Source organism: Rhodococcus sp. AB351 (assembly GCF_049538275.1).
In the GTDB taxonomy this organism is placed as follows: domain Bacteria; phylum Actinomycetota; class Actinomycetes; order Mycobacteriales; family Mycobacteriaceae; genus Rhodococcus.
Genome location: NZ_JBMVFW010000001.1, coordinates 1011816 through 1030252, shown reverse-complemented (window position 1 = coordinate 1030252; position 18437 = coordinate 1011816). Strand labels below are relative to the sequence as shown.

The following is an 18437-nucleotide window of genomic DNA, read 5'->3' as shown; positions in this document are numbered from 1 at the left end:
TCGGTGAGATCAGTGGTTCGACGAGATCAGCGCGACCGGCGGATCTTCCCGAAGTCCCAGCTGCGCACGCTGCGCGGAGTGACCCGCAGCCACGCGTGACGGCCGTCCGTCGTGAACTCGTCGCGACCGGCGTACTTGCGGGCGAAGGACAGTTCGACGCCGCGCAGCAGTTCGTCCTCGACGGTGCGCGCCACGACCTCGGGACGGGAACCGCGCGGCACGTCACCGACGCTCACCGCGGTTCCGCGCACCTCGACGCCGCGCAGATCCGTGAACTGCTCCCCACCATCGACGACGACCGCGATGCGCGGATCCTTCTGCAGGTCGGTCCAGCGGCGGCTGCGGACGACGGAGTTGAGCCACAGGAAGGCGCCGTCCCAGACGAACCACAACGGAGCGACGTGCGGGCTTCCGTCACCGCCGATCGTGGCGACGCGGCACGTCCGCTCGGTGGAGAGGAAGAGATCGATCTCCTCCTTCGTCATCGAGATCCCGGCGCCGCGCGTGCGCAGCGTGCCGTTTCCAGTCATCAGGCCTCCTACCTGCACGAATCCTCGTCAAGAATTTTATTCTCTTTGATGAGAGAGATGTTCTCACCCGCCGAGTGCGAACACAACAGTCCGATGGGTCCGACCGGTCTGCGATAGTCGGGACCAGCCGTGCCCAGCCCGGGCATCCCACACGCCGGAGACGGAGCTGCCGATGTTTCTTCTCGACGACAGGCTGGTCTTCGGCGCCGGAGATCTCACCCGCGCCGCCTCGTGCGAGTTCGCACTGCTCCGCAACCTCGACTCGACGCTCGGTCGCCTCCCGCGCCCCGACACCGAACCCGATGCGATGCTCGACCGCGTCGCGGCGCTCGGCGGCCGTCACGAGCAGCGCGTCCTCGACCGGTTCCGCGCGCAGGTGGGTGCCGAGAGGGTCGTCGAGATCGCCCGGCCCGAGTACACCGCGCAGGCGCTCACCGAGGCGGCGCAGGCCACCCTCGACGCCGTCCGGGCCGGCGCGCCCGTCGTCTATCAGGGCGCTTTCTTCGACACCGGCTCCTCGGACGCCGCCCCCGATCCGCTCGGCATGATCGGCTTCTCCGATTTCCTCGTCCTCGAAGATGACGGCTACGCCGTCTACGACAGCAAACTCTCCCGGCACGCGAAGGTCGAGGCCCTGCTGCAGCTCGCCGCCTACGCGGACGCACTCGCGCGCACCGGGACGGCAGTCTCGTCGCACGCGCATCTCGTCCTCGGGGACGGCTCGATCGCCTCCTACCCACTGGCGGAGATCCTGCCGGTCTACCGGCACCGACGCGCCTGTCTCGAAACCCTTCTGGCGTCGCACCGCGCTGCCCCCGAGCCGGTGCGGTGGGGAGCGGGTGGGCACACCGCCTGCGGTCGCTGCGACGACTGCACCCCGGAACTGGAACGTCACCGCGACCTGCTGCTGGTCGCGGGGATGCGCAGTACCCAGCGGCTGCGGCTGATCGAGGCGGGTGTGTCGACCATCGACGACCTCGCCGCATGCGCGGCACCCGTCGACGGGATGGCCCGCCGCACCTTCGAGGCCCTGCGCGCGCAGGCACGAGCGCAGCTCGAGGAGGAGAGACGGGGCAGTCCCTACGCGGAGGTCTACGACGCCACCCCGCTCGGCATCCTGCCCGCGCCCGACGAGGGCGACATCTTCTTCGACTTCGAGGGCGACCCGCTGTGGTCCGAGGGCGGCAGTTCCGAGTGGGGACTCGAGTACCTGTTCGGCGTCGTGGAGGGACCGGCCGACGCACCGGTCTTCCGGCCCTTCTGGGCACACGACCGCGAACAGGAACGGCAGGCGCTGCTGGACTTCCTCGACTACGTCACCGACCGCCGTCGTCGCCACCCGAGGATGCACGTCTACCACTACGCCCCGTACGAGAAGACGGCGCTGCTGCGGTTGGCCGGCCGCTACGGCGTCGGCGAGGAGATCGTCGACGACCTGCTGCGCGAGGGTGTGCTCGTCGACCTGTATCCCGTGGTGCGCAACTCGATCCGGGTGGGCGCCCGGGCGTACGGGCTGAAGAAGCTCGAACCGCTCTACACCGACGTCGACGAGGCGCGCGACGGCGATGTCGTGGACGCGGGCGCCTCGATCGTCGCGTACGCCGACTACTGCGCACTGCGCGACGCCGGGCACCTCGAGGAGGCGGACCGCGAACTCGCGTCGATCGCCTCCTACAACGAGGCCGACTGCATCTCCACTCTGCGTCTGCGCGACTGGCTGCTCACCCACGCCCGCGATCACGGCATCTCCCCCACCGAGACGACCCACGACGAGGCCGCTCCCGACGCGGAGGCGCACCCCGTCGAGACGAAACTCCTCGACTACGTCGGCGGTGCGCTGGCGGGCGACCGCACCCCGGAACAGCAGGCGGCCGCACTCGTCGCCGCGGCCATGGGCTATCACCGGCGCGAGCGGAAACCATTCTGGTGGGGGCACTTCGACCGTCTGTCCACGCCGCCGGACGAGTGGGCGGACGCCCGCGACACGCTGGTCGCGGCGACGTGCACGCTCGAGACCGACTGGCACAAGGCCACGCCCCGCCAGCGACTGCTCCGGCGCCGGCTGCGCCTCGCGGGCGAGTTCGAGCCGGGCAATACGTTGCGCGACGGCCAGGACGTCTTCCTGTTGTACGACGCTCCGGGACCGGACGGACTGCCCGACGGCGGCACCGGGACGCGCGCGTGGTCGCGCGGCGTGGTCGTCGAACGCACCACGGGGACGGACCATCCCGACGTGCTCGTCGTGGACGAATCGCTGCGGACGGACGAGGAGTACTCCGTGCTGCCGATCGCCGTCACACCCGGCGCGCCGATCTCGTCGAAGAACATCGAAGCGGCCATCGCCTCCGCCGCCGAGGCGATGTGCGACGAGTTGCCGGCTCTGCCGTCGACCGCGGCCGTGGACGTGCTGCGCCGCGTCCCGCCCCGACTGCGCTCCGGTGCCGCGCTGCCGGCGCTCGGCGACGACGCGGCCGGCACGATCGTCACGGCCGTTCTCACCCTGGAGAATTCGTACCTGGCGGTGCAGGGACCACCCGGCACCGGCAAGACGTACACCGGGGCCCGGGTGGTGGCGGCGCTCGTGAACGAGCACGGTTGGCGGGTCGGCGTGGTCGCGCAGTCGCATTCGGTGGTCGAGAACATGTTGGCCGGCACCGTCGCCGCGGGAGTGTCGCCGGAACGGGTCGCCAAGGCGAAATGCCAGAGCCCCGAACCGACGTGGACCGCCTTCCCGGACACGAAGACCCTTGCGGCCCATATCGGTACCTCCACCACCGGTTACGTGGTGGGTGGAACGGCCTGGGACTTCACGAATCCGAACTGCATCGAGCCCGGCAGCCTCGACCTGCTGGTGGTCGACGAGGCCGGTCAGTTCTGCCTCGCCAACACCATCGCCGTGGCCACGGCGGCGTCGAATCTGCTGCTGCTCGGCGATCCCCGCCAACTGCCGCAGGTCTCGCAGGGCACCCACCCCGAGCCCGTGGACGAGTCCGCCCTCGGATGGCTCGCCGAAGGGCACGGGGCGTTGCCCGCCGATCGTGGCTACTTCCTTCCGGTGACCTGGCGGATGCACCCGGATCTGTGCGCGCGGGTGTCCGAGCTGTCCTACGAGGGACGCCTGCGGTCGAAGTCCGAGATCACTACGCGTCGCGCGCTCGACGGCGTCCCGCCCGGCGTCCGGCTCGTGGAGGTCGCGCACGAGGGCAACGCGACCTGCTCGCCCGAGGAGAGCGCCGAGATCGTGCGCGCCGTCGCGGCCGTGCTCGGCTCGGCGTGGACGGACGACGCCGGCTCCCCGTCGCGGCCCCTCGGCGAGGAGGACGTCCTGGTGGTCGCGCCGTACAACGCTCAGGTCACCCGCCTGCGGCAGGATCTCGCCGCCGCAGGTCTGCACCGTGTCCAGGTGGGCACCGTCGATAAGTTCCAGGGCCGCCAGGCGGCGATGGTGTTCGTGTCGATGACGGCCTCCGCCGTCGAGGACGTGCCGCGGGGCGTGTCGTTCCTGTTGTCCCGCAACCGGTCGAACGTGGCCCTCTCACGCGGCAAGTGGTCGGCGGTGATCGTCCGGTCCGGCGCCCTGACCGATCACCTCCCGTCGACCCCGGACGGCCTGATCGAACTCGGGGCGTTCATGCGGCTGACCGGAGCCGACCCGACCAGGACGTGACCGCACTCACAGCGTCCGTTAGGATCGACGACGATCCTGTTACCTCAGGTATCAGATACACGGGACCCGGCCCCCGAGAAGACCCGGTCCCCCGAGCACAGGAGTACACGTGTCGAAGACCCTCGAGGCCACGATCGAGATCACCGCCTCCCCCGAGCAGGTGTGGCGCGTGGTGTCCGATCTGAAGCGGATGGGCGAGTGGAGCCCGCAGTGCCGTCGGATGATCGTGCGCGGTGGGCCGGTGTCTGCCGGCACCACCACGATCAACATCAACAAGAAGGGCCTGCTGGTGTGGCCCACGACGTCGAAGGTGATCGACTTCGAACCCGGCCGTCGCCTGAGCTTCCGGATCAACGAGAACCGGTCCATCTGGTCGTTCACCCTCGAACCCACCGCCACCGGCACGCGGGTCACCCAGCGGCGCGAGGCGCCCACCGGGACGAGCAAGGTATCGCAGACCCTGGTCAAGTATGTTCTCGGCGGCACCGAGGCGTTCGACGACGAACTGACGATGGGGATGAACGCGACTCTCGCCCGTCTCAAGAACGAGATCGAGGCGGGCGCGCGGGTCTGACCTTCCCTCCTCCGCTCACGTACGCTGGAGTGCCTGTGGACCGACAGGACCCGCCCGCGCGACGGGCGGGTCCACTGCGGTCCCGGATCACCGATCGCCAGCGATAAGAGGAGCCCGTGGCACGTAAGCCGACGCCCGCCGGAACACCCCCCACCAGCGGGGTAGCCCACATGGTCGACCTGGTCAGGCATGTCGTACCGCCCATGCATCCGGGCGGCATCCCCTTCGTAGCAGCTCCGCTCGCCGTGGCCACCCTCGGCCGCCGCAAGCCCTGGCTGCGCCGCGCCGGTCTCGCATCGGCACTGGCGTGCGCCACCTTCTTCCGGCACCCGCACCGCGTGCCGCCGAACCGCGCCGGGGTGGTCGTCGCTCCCGCCGACGGTGAGATCGCTCTCGTCGACCACGCCGTGCCACCCGCCGAACTCGGGCTCGGCAGCGAGGAGCGCCCTCGGGTCAGCATCTTCCTGTCCGTCCTCGACGTGCACGTGCAGCGCAGCCCCGTCGGCGGCACCGTCCGCTCGGTGGTCCACACCCCGGGCAAGTTCCTCTCCGCCGATCTCGCCGACGCGAGCGAGGTCAACGAGCGCACCAGCATGCTGATCGAGACGCGCGACGGCGCCGAGGTCGCCGTCGTCCAGATCGCCGGGCTGCTGGCACGGCGCATCGTCAACGACGCGCAGATCGGCGACACCCTGCCGATCGGCGACACCTACGGCCTGATCCGCTTCGGATCCCGGGTCGACACCTACCTGCCGGTCGGGAGCACCCTGCTGGTCGAACGCGGTCAGCGCACTATCGGTGCCGAGACCGTCCTCGCTCAGCTGCCCACGGTGTCGTGAGTCCGCACACGCAGGGTTCGCGTGCGGTCGCGACCGGGCGGTCCCGCAATCGGCCCAACGTCGTCCGCCTGCTGCCGAGCGTCATCACGATCCTGGCGTTCTCCGCCGGACTGTCGGCGGTGAAGTTCGCGCTCGACGGACAACTCGGCACCGCGCTCGGCATGATCGGCGCCGCGGCCGTCCTCGACTCGCTCGACGGCCGCATCGCCCGCATGCTCGACGCGACCAGCAAGATCGGCGCCGAACTCGACTCGCTGTCGGACGCCGTCGCGTTCGGTGTCGCCCCCGCGCTCGTGCTGTACGTGACGTTGCTCGACGGCAGCCCCTTCGGCTGGATCGTCGCCCTGCTCTACGCGGTGAGCCTCGTGCTGCGACTCGCGCGCTTCAACACCCTGCTCGAGGACGACAGCGTTCCCGCCTACGCACGCGAGTACTTCGTCGGTGTGCCCGCGCCGGCGGCCGCCCTCGTCGCACTGTCACCCGTCGCCGCCTACATCCAGTGGGGCGACGGCTGGTGGACCTCCTACGGGCTGGTCGCACTGTGGATCCTCGGGACGGCCGGGCTCGCGGTCAGCCGCATCCCGACCTTCGCGATGAAGTCGGCGTCCGTGCCCGCGCGACTCGCGGTGGTGCTGCTCGTGCTGGTCGCGGTGGCGGCGGCCGCGCTGGTCACCTATCCGTTCATCCTCATGCTCGTGCTGGTCGCGGTCTACCTCGCGCACATCCCCTTCGCGGTGCGTTCGCGGCGTTGGGTCGCGGCCCGGCCGGAGACCTGGGACATCAAGCCCTCGGAGCGACGCGCGCTGCGTGCCCGCAACCGCGCGCAGCGTCCGCGTCGTGTCGCGGCCCGGCGTGTCGCCACGTCGGCGAGATCTCAGGCGCGACTCGGGCTGCGCCGTCCGCGAGGGCGATGACATGCACGACCCGCGAGGACGCTAGTCACGTTCTAGGCTCGGCGGGGTGACGACCCCACAACTCTCACTCACCGTCCGGCTCAACACCTCCGCCGCCGACTCGCGGCGCGGTGTCGTGCGTCTGCACCCCGAGGCGCTGGCCGCGCTGGGCCTGCGGGAATGGGACGCGATCGCACTGGTGGGAGCGCGCCGCACGGCGGTCGTGGCGGGTCTCGCCCCGGCCGGCACCCCGACCGGCACGATCCTGCTCGACGACGTGGTGCTCTCGAACACGGGCCTGAAGGAGGACGCGACGGTCGTCGTCGCACCGGTGACGGTCTACGGCGCGCGCACGGTGACGGTCACCGGCTCCACGCTCGCGCGGCAGTCGATCCCGGAGACCACCCTGCGTCAGGCGCTGCTCGGGAAGGTCCTCACCGTCGGCGACGCGGTGTCGCTGCTCCCGCGCGATCTCGGGCCGGGCACGAGCAACGCCGAGACGACGCGGGCACTGTCGCGGACGTTCGCGATCGCGTGGACCACCGAACTGCTCACCGTCTCGTCGGTCGATCCGGCCGGACCGGTGAGCGTGCAGCCGAACACCGCCGTCGTCTGGGGCGGTGGCCCGGGCGCCCTGCCGTCCTCCGTGCCGTCCGCGTCCGGATTCGTCTCGTCGGGGTTCGTCGCCTCCTCCCCCGCGACCGACCGTCCCGAATCGGCCCCCGCCACGCCTCCGGCACCGCCGGTCGAGGATCTCGTGGGTGTGCAGGCCCAGGTCGCAAAGCTCTCCGAATGGCTCACCCTCTCGCTCGACGAACCCGAACTGCTGCGCATCCTCGGCGCGTCGCCGCATCTCGGGGTGCTCGTCACCGGTCCCGCCGGGGTCGGCAAGGCGACCTTCGTGCGCTCGGTCGTCGCGGACCGGCGTCTGGTCGAGGTCGACGGGCCGGGCGTGGGTGCACTCGCCGCCGACGAGCGGCTGCGCCGGATCTCCGCGGCGGCCGAAGCGGTGCGCGGCGGTGGCGTCCTGCTGCTCACCGACGTCGACGCCGTGCTGCCCGCCGACACCGAACCCGTCGCGACGTTGATCCTCGACGAGCTGCGGCGGGTCGTCGACACCGAAGGCACGGTGCTGATCGCGACCACCGCGCATCCCGACGACGTCGACTCCCGGCTGCGCGCCCCGGAGATCTGCGACCGCGAACTGTCCCTGCCGCTGCCCGACGGCGCGACCCGCCGGGCCCTGCTCGACGTGCTGCTGCGCTCGGTGCCGTCCACCGGTCTCGACCTCGCCGCCGTCGCGGGTCGCACCCCCGGTTTCGTCGTCGCCGACCTCGCGGCGCTGTGTCGCGAGGCGGCACTGCGCGCGGCGTCGCGGGCGAACCGTGACGACGACGAACCCTCGCTCGTCCAGGACGACCTGCTCGGCGCGCTCGAGGTGATCCGTCCGCTGTCGCGGTCGGGCTCCGAGGAGCTGGCGATCGGCAGTGTGAGCCTCGACGACGTCGGCGACATGGTCGAGACGAAGCAGGCCCTGACCGAAGCCGTTCTGTGGCCGCTGCAGCATCCCGATTCGTTCGAGCGTCTCGGCGTCGACCCGCCACGCGGTGTGCTGCTGTACGGCCCGCCCGGTTGCGGCAAGACCTATCTCGTCCGCGCTCTCGCCGGCACGGGGCGCCTGAGCGTCCACGCCGTCAAGGGCGCCGAACTGATGGACAAGTGGGTCGGTGCGTCGGAGAAGGCGGTGCGCGAGTTGTTCGAGCGTGCCCGCAATTCGGCACCGGCGTTGGTGTTCCTCGACGAGATCGATGCGCTCGCACCGCGCCGCGGGCAGAGCTCCGATTCCGGGGTGTCCGACCGGGTGGTCGCGTCGCTGCTCACCGAACTCGACGGTGTCGAGCCGCTGCGCGACGTCGTGGTGGTGGGAGCGACCAACCGGCCCGACCTCATCGATCCGGCGCTGCTGCGTCCCGGCCGGCTCGAACGTCTCGTGTTCGTGCCGCCGCCGGACGCCGAGGCCCGGGCCGCGATCCTGAAGACCGCGGGCCGATCGGTACCGCTCGACGACGACGTCGACCTCGACGAGCTGGCCGCCGGACTCGACGGCTACTCGGCCGCGGACTGCTCGGCGCTGCTGCGCGAGGCCGCGCTCGCGGCGATGCGGCGCAACGTCGACGCCGCCGTGGTGACCGCGGAGGACGTCGCGGTGGCCCGGGAGAAGGTGCGGCCCTCGCTCGATCCCGCGCAGGTCGCTCATCTGCAGGCCTACGCGGAGGGCCGTTGAGATGGCCGTGACCACCGCGGTCCGCGTCGCCGGACCGGCAGCCGTCCTCGCGGCCTTCCTCGCCGCCGGGGTCGCGATCCTCGTCCCGGCCGCGGGCGAATCCGTCCTTCCTGAGGGTGCGCGCAGCGAATGGGCGCCTGTGGTCACCGCCGCGCTCGCCGTTCTCTCGGCGGCCGGACTGCAGCGGACCGGCTCCCGACGTACCGCCTGGATGCTGGCCGCCGCCTCTATCGTGGTCCTCGGTTCGATCCGCTATCTCGTTCCCGCCGGCATCTCGGCCGACAGCCTGACGGTCGTCGGATGGATGATCGCCGCGATCACCGGTGTGCTGCTCGGGGCGGCGACCGCGGGCTCGTGGGGTTCGGCGACCGGCCAGTGGGCCCTGATCGCCGGTGGCTGGGCGGCCTTCCTCACCGCCGCGGCCGTCGGTTCCGAGGTCCCCGTCGCGGCCGTGCGCTGGACGGTTCCCCAGTGGGTGCTGGCCTTCGCACTCGTGGCAACGGTCGCCGCCGCGCTGACGGTGCCCGCCGGGATGCGCGTGCAGCGGGCCGATCCGCGGTTGCTCGCGATCATGGTGACCGCCGCGGTGGTGCTCTCGGTGGGCTACCGACTGCTGGGCGAGTTCGTGGGTTCCCGCGCGAGCGACACGGGTGTGCTCCCGTGGCTGGTCGCCGGTGGGGCACTCGCGGTCGCGGTCGTCGGCGCCGAGATCGTCGCGCGCCTCGTCCCACCCGGCGACGACCGGTTCGTCCTCGCGGTCACCGGAGCCGTGGCCGCGGCGTACCCGGTCCTCGTCGAGTTGTGGTCGGGTATGCAGTCGGCGACCGTGCCGTGGTGGGTGCTGCTCGTCGCGGTGGCCGCCGTGGTCGCCGGGGTGCGGCTCTCTCCCTACATGCCGTACGCGCTTCCCGGGTTGGTGCTCGCCGCGTCGATCTCGGCGGCGACGGTGTGGTGGCCGGCGGAGATCGGCGAGGGCATCCCTCTCGCGGTGCGGGTCGCGCTCGTCGCACTGGGCACCGGTCTCGCGCTCGGGGCATCGTTGCCGGGCTCCGCGTCGGTCGCGGCTCTCGGCCTGGCGCTGCCGGTGCCGGCGACGGCCGTCGTCGGGGCGGTGTGGATGCTCCCGGCGGACGCGCAGTGGTCGGCACTCGCACTGTTCGCCGTCGCCGTGATCTGTGCGTGGCAGGTGCGCTAGCGCTCTCACCTCCCCGATTCGCAAGCGTGCGAAGACAACCGTTAGGATAGGCACAATCCGTTTTGCCCGATGACGGCGAGCGGCGTGCATGTCGGGGCGATCCCCGTTTCGGCGGTGTGCCGTCCGCTGTGACGACAGCGAGTCCCACGGCCCGCAGTCAGTTTCACCCCGCCGACAGGCCCGACCCCGACGGAGTGCCTTTTGATCGCCATACTCGTTGCCCATGCGGTCGCTGCTCTTCTGGCGCCGTTTCTGGTCAGAGTCATGGGGAGAAATGCATTCCTGCCGCTCGCGCTGGTGCCCCTCACAAGTCTCGGCTGGGTCGTCACCAACTGGGGAACCGATCAGAAACTACAGATCGCGTGGGCCTCGACGCTGTCGATGAATTTCGACCTGCGTTTCGACACGCTTGCGGCGATCATGTGCGTGCTCGTCCTGGGCATCGGCTCGTTGATCCTGCTCTACTGCTCGCGCTATTTCGAGGACGACGAGCCCCGCCTGGGCGTGTTCGCCGCCGAGATGGTCGCCTTCGCGGGCGCCATGTTCGGTCTGGTGGTCAGCGACAACATGTTGCTGCTCTACATCTTCTGGGAACTGACGACCGTCCTGTCGTTCCTGCTCGTCGGGCATTACGCCGAACGCGCCTCGAGTCGGCGTGCCGCCACCCAGGCCCTGCTCGTCACCACGGCCGGTGGTCTGGCGATGCTGGTCGGCATCATCATCCTCGGCGAGATGGTCGGCAGCTACAACCTGTCCGACGTCGTCGCGGCGGCACCCCACGGCTGGCTCGCCGGTGTCGCCGTGGTGCTCGTACTCGTCGGCGCACTGTCGAAGTCCGCCGTGGTCCCGCTGCACTTCTGGCTGCCCGGTGCGATGGCCGCCCCCACCCCGGTGTCCGGATATCTCCACGCCGCGGCGATGGTCAAGGCCGGCATCTACCTCGTGGCCCGGCTCGCCCCCGGCTTCGCGGACAGCGCCGCGTGGCGGCCGATCGTCATCGGTCTCGGTCTCGCGTCGATGATCCTCGCCGGCTGGCGAGCGTTCCGCGCCTTCGACCTCAAACTCATCCTGGCCTTCGGCACCGTCAGTCAGCTCGGTTTCCTCACAGCGCTGGTGGGCACGGGCAGCCGGGAAGCAGCCCTGGCGGGCCTGGCGATGGTGATCGCCCACGCCCTGTTCAAGGCATGCCTGTTCATGGTGGTCGGCATCATCGACCACTCCACGGGCACCCGCGACATTCGCAAGCTCGCGCACCTCGGCTCCGCCGCGCCCTATCTGATGGTGATCGCGATACTCGCGGCGGCGAGCATGGCCGGTCTGCCGCCGTTCATCGGGTTCGTCGCGAAGGAAGCAGCACTCGAGTCGTCGCTGGTGGCCGAGGTGCTGCCCGAGTGGGCGCGGATCGCCATGACCGCGGGCATCGTGGTGGGGTCGATCCTCACCCTCGCGTACAGCATCCGGTTCATCTGGGGTGCGTTCGGTCGCAAGCAGCTCAAACGTCCGAGCCCCGCGGTGCAGAACCTGCACGCGCCCGGCCCGCTGCTGCTCACCGCCCCGAGCGTTCTCGCGTTCGCCGGTCTCGCCGCGGGCTTCGCGAGCTCGTGGATCGATCACCTGATCGCCCCCTACGCCGACGAGCTGCCCACCGAACTCGACAAGCCCTACCACCTGGCGTTGTGGCACGGATTCACTCTGCCGCTCGCTCTGACCGGCGTGGTGATCGTGGGCGGCACGGCCCTGTTCCTCGCGCACCGCACCATCGCGCGCCTGCGCTTCGAGCACCCGCCGCTCGGCAACGCCGACCGGATGTACGACGCGACCCTCCAGGGCATGGACACCCTGTCCCTGCGCCTGACCGGTTTTCTGCAGCGCGGTTCGCTCCCCCTGACCCAGGCGACGATCCTCATCACCCTGGTGGCGCTCCCGACGGTGCTGATGTTCTTCTTCGGGCTGAGCACGATGCCGTCGACGCGCGCATGGGACTCGATCTGGCAGCTCGGGGTGGGGCTGATCATGATGGCCGCCGCGGTCACCGCGACGGTCCTGCGCAATCGCCTCGGCGGTGTGCTGGTCGTGGGCGTGACGGGTTACGGGCTCGGTGTGCTGTTCGCCCTCCAGGGAGCTCCCGACCTCGCGCTCACCCAGTTCCTCGTCGAGACCGTCACCCTCGTGATGTTCGTGCTGGTCCTGCGCAAGCTGCCCGCCGAGACCGACCCGGCCGCGGTGATGGGCAGCAAGTTCGCCCGCGCGATGCTCGGCATCGCCGTGGGCGCGGTGGTCGTCGGGATCGGCGCCTACGCCGTCGCGGCACGCACCACCGATCCGATCTCGCTGCTACTGCCCGACGCCGCCTACTACGGCGGTGACGGCAAGAACATCGTCAACGTCCTGCTCGTCGACATCCGCGCCTGGGACACGATGGGCGAGATCTCGGTACTGCTGGTCGCTGCGACCGGCGTGGCCAGCCTGGTGTTCCGCACCCGCCGCTTCGGCACCGCCCCGCGTGTGGCGGATGCTCCCGCAGCGCAGCTCGACGCGGTCTCCGCCAGCAACGAGACGACCTGGCTGCTCGGCGGCGATCTCATCGATCCGCGCTACCGCTCGCTGGTCCTCGAGGTCACCACCCGGCTGGTCTTCCCCACCCTGATGATCCTGTCGGTGTACTTCTTCTTCTCCGGGCACAACGCGCCCGGTGGCGGCTTCGCGGGCGGTCTCGTCGCCGGTCTCGCGCTGGTGTTGAGGTACCTGGCCGGCGGACGCTACGAGCTCGGAGAGGCGGTTCCCATCGACGCCGGCAAGATCCTCGGCCTCGGACTCACCTTCGCCGCGGGCACCGCACTGGTGTCGATGTTCCTCGGCGCCCCGGCCCTGTCGTCGGCGACCCTCGAGCTCACGCTGCCGCTGCTCGGCGACATCAAGCTCGTGACCGCACTGTTCTTCGACCTCGGTGTGTACCTCATCGTGGTCGGCCTGATCCTGGACGTGCTGCGCAGCCTCGGTGCTCGCCTCGACGCCGAGACCGTGGGTGAGGGCCGATGACCGCGAACATCACGCTCCTCGCCGTCGTCGGCGTGCTCGTCGCGGCCGGTGTGTACCTGTTGCTCGAACGCAGCATCATCAAGATGCTGCTGGGGCTGTTGCTGGCCGGCAACGGCATCAACCTGTTGCTGCTGACCCTCGGCGGTCCCGCAGGTCATGCACCCATCGTCGGTGTGGAGAGCGACGTCGAGCCGGACATGGCCGATCCCCTCGCGCAGGCGATGATCCTCACCGCGATCGTCATCACGATGGGTGTGGCGGCGTTCGTGCTGGCACTGACCTACCGCTCCTACACCTACCGCGCACGGGACGAGATCGAGAACGACCCCGAGGACACCCTCGTGTCGCAGCGGCGCAGTCTCGCCGACCTGCCGTCGCGAGACCGCTCCGACGACCCGCTCACCGGTATCCCGAGCAAGAGCGGCGATGCCTTCGACGCCGCGGGCAACCCGATCCCGCTCGACCAGCTCAAGAACATCGAGGACCTCGAGGCGTACGAGGATCTGCACGACGGCGACTTCGACGATCCGACCGATTCGGCCTACACGCAGAACCAGGGCGGGACGGACGAGCCCGGTAGCGCCGACGCTGCCGAGGACGCCGACGAAGCCGTCCGTGCCGGTGAGGTCGACGAGGCCGTCCGTGCGGACGATCCCGACCCCGAGGCCCCCGACCCTGCCGAGGGCGAGCGGACCGGAGACGACGAGAAGAACGGGAAGGAGGATCGCCGATGAACCTGAGCGTCGCGAACCTCGTTCCCCTCCCCGTCCTCATCCCGTTGCTCGCCGCAGCCGCGACCCTGATCGTCGGCCGCCGTCCGCGCGTTCAGCGGTGGATCACCGTCTTCGCGCTGGTCGCCTCGCTCGTCGTGTGTGTGGCGCTGCTGTACTACGCAGACGCCGACGGCATCGCGGTACTGCAGATCGGTGGGTGGGAGGCGCCGATCGGCATCTCGCTGGTCGTCGACCGATTGTCGGCGTTGATGCTGGTCGTCTCGGCGATCGTGCTCCTGTCGGTGATGCTGTACGCGGTCGGTCAGGGTATCCACGACGGCAACGAGCAGCAGCCCGTCTCGATCTTCCTGCCGACCTATCTCGCGCTCACCGCGGGCGTCAACATCGCCTTCCTCGCGGGCGACCTGTTCAACCTCTTCGTCGGCTTCGAGGTGCTCCTCGCCGCCTCGTTCGTCCTGCTGACCCTGGGCGCGAGCGCCGACCGCGTCCGCGCGGGCGTCTCGTACGTCATGGTCTCGATGGTGTCCTCGCTGGTCTTCCTCGTGGGCATCGCCTTCGCCTACGCCGCCACGGGCACCTTGAACCTCGCCCAGATGGCACTGCGGATGGACGAGATCTCACCGGGCACCCGGGCCGCGATCTTCGGTGTGCTGCTCGTGGCCTTCGGTATCAAGGCCGCGGTCTTCCCGCTGTCGTCGTGGCTTCCCGACTCCTACCCCACCGCGCCCGCGCCGGTCACGGCCGTCTTCGCCGGCCTGCTGACCAAGGTCGGTGTGTACGCGATCATCCGGGCGCACACTCTGCTGTTCCCGGGCGGCGAACTCGACGACGTCCTGCTCGTCGCAGGTCTGCTCACGATGATCATCGGCATCCTCGGCGCGATCGCGCAGAACGACATCAAGCGTCTGCTGTCGTTCACGCTCGTCAGCCACATCGGCTACATGATCTTCGGCGTCGCGTTGTCGTCGCAGACCGGTCTCGCGGGCGCCGTCTACTACGTCGGCCACCACATCCTCGTGCAGACCACCCTGTTCCTCGTGGTGGGTCTCATCGAACGCCAGGCCGGGTCGGCCTCGCTGCGACGCCTCGGCAGCCTCGCGCTCATGTCCCCGCTGCTGGCGGTCCTGTTCCTCATCCCGGCGCTCAACCTGGGCGGTATCCCGCCGTTCTCCGGGTTCATCGGCAAGGTCGCCCTGCTGCAGGCCGGCGCGGAGGACGGTTCGGTCCTCGCCTGGGTCCTCGTCGCCGGTGGTGTCCTGACCAGCCTCCTGACGCTGTACGTCGTGGCGCGTATCTGGACGAAGGCATTCTGGCGGGCACGCGCCGACGCCCCCGAAGGCGACCTCGCCGACATCGGTCCCTCGGCGCTGATCGACGAATCCGCCACCGACATCTCCTTCGAGGAACGCCCGGACGTCGGCCGGATGCCGGCGGCGATGCTCGTCCCCACGGTCTGGCTCGTGGCGATCGGTGTGTCGTTGACGGTCTTCGCCGGTCCCCTGCTCGACATCAGCAACCGTGCCGCGGAGAACCTGCGCGACCGCACCGTGTACATCGAGGCCGTGCTGGGTGGTGAGCAGCAATGATGAAACGCGCCAACGTCCTGCGCATGTTCGTCGTGGGATGGACGACGCTGGTCTGGGTCCTGCTGTGGGGCACCTTCAGCATCGCCAACATCCTCGGCGGCGTGGTCGTCTCGCTCGTCGTCATGTTCGTGCTGCCGCTGCCGCGTGTGCCCGTCGAAGGGCGCGTGCACGTGTGGTCCGCGATGCGACTCGGTGCGGTGATCTTCGGCGAGACCATCCGCTCGACGATCAACGTGGCGTGGCTCGCGATCCGGCCTTCCCCGCCGCCGGTCACCGGCGTGCTGCGCTGCCGGCTCACCATCAAGTCCGACCTGGTGCTGACACTGTGGACGGACATCATGAACAACATCCCGGGCACCATGGTGCTCGAGATCGACCAGGTGCGGCGGATCATGTACGTGCACGTCCTCGACGTGAGTACCGACAAGGCCGTGGCCGACTTCTACCGTTCCGCCCGCCTCATCGAGCGCCTCCTCATCCGGACGTTCGAACGCGAGTCGGAATGGCAGGCCAGCCCCTGGCGCAGCGGAACGGAGGAACTGACGTGACCGTGACACTGGCGATCGCGGGGGCACTGTTGTTCGTCTCCGCGGTCCTGATCACCTACCGCGTGATCGCGGGTCCCAACTCCCTCGACCGGCTCGTCGGCGTGGATGCCCTGCTCGCGCTCGGCATCTGCGGCATCGCGATCTGGGCGGTGTACACACGCGACACATCGGTGCTGCCCGCCACCGTGGCGCTGGCCCTGGTCGGCTTCATCGGATCGGTGTCCGTGGCTCGATTCCGGGTGCGTGACGAAGGATGACGACGATCATCGACACCTTCGCCCACATCCTGATCCTCATCGGGGCGGTCATCTCGCTGACCGCCGCGATCGGCGTGGTGCGTTTCCGCGACACCCTGTCGCGCATGCACCCTGCCACGAAGCCCCAGGTGGTGGGTCTGTTGTTCGTGCTGGGCGGTTCCATGATCATCCTGCGTAGTTCGGTCGACATCTGGATGATGGCCCTGGCGGGCATGTTCATGGTGCTCACCGCCCCCGTGATCGCCCACCGGGTCGGCCGCGTCGCCTACCGGGAGCAGCTCGGTCGCGACGGTCTGCTCGACGAGGACGCTCCCGGCAGTGCCTGACAACCGATGAGGGCCTGACGGCCGGGACGTCCTCGGCCGATCACTCCTTCAGTTCCTGCACGAGCGAGTCCACCACCGCGACGAGATCGCCGTCCGTTCGTTCCGCGAGCCGCCGCTGACGCTGATAGGACGCTCCCCGCACCGGGATGTCCGCGACCCGCGCGAGTTCGTCGGCGCAGCCGAGCCGCACCGCGGTGGGCATGATCTGCTCGAGCAGATCGTTCAGGTCGTCGGTGACCAGCCGCTCGGTGCACACAGGATCGAGAATGACCTCCGCGTCGAGTCCGTAACGCGCCGCACGCCACTTGTTCTCCTTGACGTGCCACGGCTGCAGCACGGGCAGTTCCTCGCCCCGTTCGAGACATTCGTCGAAGTAGACGACGAGCGAATGCACGAACGCGACGAGGGCGGCCAGTTCCGCGCGGTTGGTGATGCCGTCGAAGACCCGGACCTCGAGGGTGCCCCATTTCGGCGCCGGCCGGATGTCCCAGTGCATGCCCCCGGGGTGGCTGATGACTCCGGACTCGAGCTGGTCGGCGATGAACTCCGCGTACTGCGGCCAGTCGGCGAAGTGGTAGGGCAGACCGGCGGTCGGCAACTGCTGGAACATCAGCGCGCGGTTGCTCGCGTAGCCCGTGTCGTAGCCCGCCCAGATCGGCGACGAGGCCGACAACGCGAGCATGTGGGGATACTTCACGAGCATGGCGTTGAGGATCGGGATGACCTTCTCCGCCGAAGAGATCCCCACATGGACGTGCACTCCCCAGATGAGCATCTGCCGTCCCCACCAGCGGGTACGGTTGATCATCTCGTCGTAGTCCGGGGAAGGCGTGACGGTCTGGTCGGTCCACTGCGCGAACGGGTGGGTACCGGCGCACATCAGGTCCACGCCGTTCGGGTCGGCGGCACGTCGCAGCAGCGACAGCGACTCGGACAGGTCGTCGACCGCCTCGGCGACCGTGTCGTGGACGCCGGTGACGAGTTCGACGGTGTTGCGCAGGAACTCCTTGGTCAACCGCGGGGTCTCCCCCGCGATCTCCTTCACCCTGTCGAAGACGACCGCCGCGCTGTTCGAGAGATCGCGGGTGGTCTTGTCCACCAGAGCAATCTCCCATTCCACGCCGATCGTGGGACGGGGTGATCCCGGAAACGCGACTGCCACGTCTCGATCCAACCACAGGGCCCCGCCGACGGATGTCCGTCTGCGGGGCCCTGTGTCGGGAATTACCTGCGATCGAGTCTCAGGAGATGCGGACTCCGGTCACTCGATGACGCCGCACGCGAGGCGTGCGCCGAGGTTGTCCTGGTGCACGACCACCGAGGCGCCGTCCTCACCCTCGAGGTCCTCGAGGCCGAAGGCCGAGGTGGTGACGGTGGCGGTGGCGGTGCCGTCCTCACGGACGACGAGCGAGACCAGATCGCCGCTCTCCGGAACGGAGGTGTTGCCACCGGCCTGCAAGTGGGCGCCGGCGGACAGGAACGCGCCGGGCTCGCCACCGTCCGGAGCGGTGGACTCGGCCTCGCAACGGCCGAACTCGTGGATGTGGACACCGTGGTAGCCGGGCTCGAGACCCTCGACGTCGACGGTCACCTCGATGTTGCCGCCGTTCTCGGCGAACGACACGGTGCCGGCCGACTCGCCGTCGACCGTGGTGAGCTCGGCGGTGAGCGCAGCAGCGGTGGCGGAGCCACCGGCGTGCGACTCGCTGCCGCCCTCGGTGCCGTGGTCGTCGCCGTGGGCCTCGGAAGCGGGTGCGGCGGATCCCGTCCACACCGGCGGCGTCGTCCCCGGCTCGGTGCTCGCCTCCTCGCTGTTCGAGCACGCAGTCAGGCCCACCGCGGCGATCGCGACGATCGGGGCCAGAGCACGCCAGGACATGCGACGGGTGGAACTGGAGACCATCAAACCGCTCCTTCGAAGTGCCGAAAAGTCACCCGATCATAACCGGGCGTCTCCGGCGCCCA

Annotated in this window: 14 protein-coding genes and 1 pseudogene; 12 read left to right on the top strand and 3 right to left on the bottom strand. The window is 69.8% G+C overall.

What is annotated here, in order from left to right:
- Positions 1–26: 26 nt before the first annotated feature.
- Complete coding sequence (locus ACPCXD_RS04690) at positions 27–530, bottom strand: pyridoxamine 5'-phosphate oxidase family protein (protein WP_145693230.1); 504 nt, start codon at positions 528–530, stop codon at positions 27–29.
- A gap of 172 nt (positions 531–702) precedes the next feature.
- Between ACPCXD_RS04690 and ACPCXD_RS04685 the strand changes: the two genes are divergently transcribed.
- The 12 genes and pseudogenes from ACPCXD_RS04685 (at position 703) to mnhG (ending at position 16472) form a co-directional block, all read left to right on the top strand.
- A complete protein-coding gene (locus ACPCXD_RS04685; protein WP_423658624.1) occupies positions 703–4197 on the top strand; it encodes a TM0106 family RecB-like putative nuclease in 3495 nt (1164 codons plus the stop codon).
- Positions 4198–4306: 109 nt separating this feature from the next.
- On the top strand, positions 4307–4771 hold the full coding sequence (locus tag ACPCXD_RS04680) for an SRPBCC family protein (protein ID WP_085469694.1): 465 nt from the start codon (positions 4307–4309) through the stop codon (positions 4769–4771).
- Positions 4772–4887: 116 nt separating this feature from the next.
- Positions 4888–5610 carry a phosphatidylserine decarboxylase gene (locus tag ACPCXD_RS04675; RefSeq protein WP_024101805.1) on the top strand — a complete coding sequence of 241 codons (723 nt, stop codon included), beginning with the start codon at positions 4888–4890 and terminating at the stop codon, positions 5608–5610.
- The gene (locus tag ACPCXD_RS04670) at positions 5607–6524 is read left to right on the top strand and encodes a CDP-alcohol phosphatidyltransferase family protein (RefSeq protein WP_423658621.1); all 918 of its coding nucleotides are present in this window, start codon (positions 5607–5609) and stop codon (positions 6522–6524) included. The genes ACPCXD_RS04675 and ACPCXD_RS04670 overlap by 4 nt, the downstream gene beginning before the upstream one ends.
- Positions 6525–6570: 46 nt before the next feature.
- Positions 6571–8787, top strand: coding sequence for an AAA family ATPase (locus ACPCXD_RS04665; protein ID WP_423658619.1), 2217 nt, complete (start codon positions 6571–6573; stop codon positions 8785–8787).
- A gap of 1 nt (position 8788) precedes the next feature.
- Entirely contained in the window at positions 8789–9982 is a 1194-nt protein-coding gene (locus ACPCXD_RS04660; protein ID WP_423658617.1) for a hypothetical protein, read from the top strand.
- A 201-nt stretch (positions 9983–10183) separates the two neighbouring features.
- Complete coding sequence (locus ACPCXD_RS04655; RefSeq protein ID WP_160876687.1) at positions 10184–13021, top strand: Na+/H+ antiporter subunit A; 2838 nt, start codon at positions 10184–10186, stop codon at positions 13019–13021.
- Positions 13018–13560 (top strand): annotated as a pseudogene (locus tag ACPCXD_RS04650) (Na(+)/H(+) antiporter subunit C); the annotation flags it as partial. The gene ACPCXD_RS04655 and the pseudogene ACPCXD_RS04650, both read left to right, overlap by 4 nt.
- A 191-nt stretch (positions 13561–13751) precedes the next feature.
- Entirely contained in the window at positions 13752–15341 is a 1590-nt protein-coding gene (locus tag ACPCXD_RS04645) for a Na+/H+ antiporter subunit D (RefSeq protein ID WP_423658615.1), read from the top strand.
- A complete protein-coding gene (locus tag ACPCXD_RS04640) occupies positions 15341–15889 on the top strand; it encodes a Na+/H+ antiporter subunit E (protein ID WP_423658873.1) in 549 nt (182 codons plus the stop codon). The genes ACPCXD_RS04645 and ACPCXD_RS04640 overlap by 1 nt, the downstream gene beginning before the upstream one ends.
- A complete protein-coding gene (locus ACPCXD_RS04635; RefSeq protein ID WP_060650582.1) occupies positions 15886–16146 on the top strand; it encodes a monovalent cation/H+ antiporter complex subunit F in 261 nt (86 codons plus the stop codon). The genes ACPCXD_RS04640 and ACPCXD_RS04635 overlap by 4 nt, the downstream gene beginning before the upstream one ends.
- On the top strand, positions 16143–16472 hold the full coding sequence (gene mnhG / locus ACPCXD_RS04630) for a monovalent cation/H(+) antiporter subunit G (protein ID WP_160876683.1): 330 nt from the start codon (positions 16143–16145) through the stop codon (positions 16470–16472). The genes ACPCXD_RS04635 and mnhG overlap by 4 nt, the downstream gene beginning before the upstream one ends.
- A gap of 40 nt (positions 16473–16512) precedes the next feature.
- On the opposite strand, the gene ACPCXD_RS04625 is transcribed toward mnhG, so the two are convergent.
- The gene (locus ACPCXD_RS04625; RefSeq protein WP_160876681.1) at positions 16513–17634 is read right to left on the bottom strand and encodes a glutamate--cysteine ligase; all 1122 of its coding nucleotides are present in this window, start codon (positions 17632–17634) and stop codon (positions 16513–16515) included.
- A gap of 99 nt (positions 17635–17733) precedes the next feature.
- Positions 17734–18375, bottom strand: coding sequence for a superoxide dismutase family protein (locus ACPCXD_RS04620; protein WP_160876679.1), 642 nt, complete (start codon positions 18373–18375; stop codon positions 17734–17736).
- Between the last annotated feature and the right edge of the window lie 62 nt (positions 18376–18437).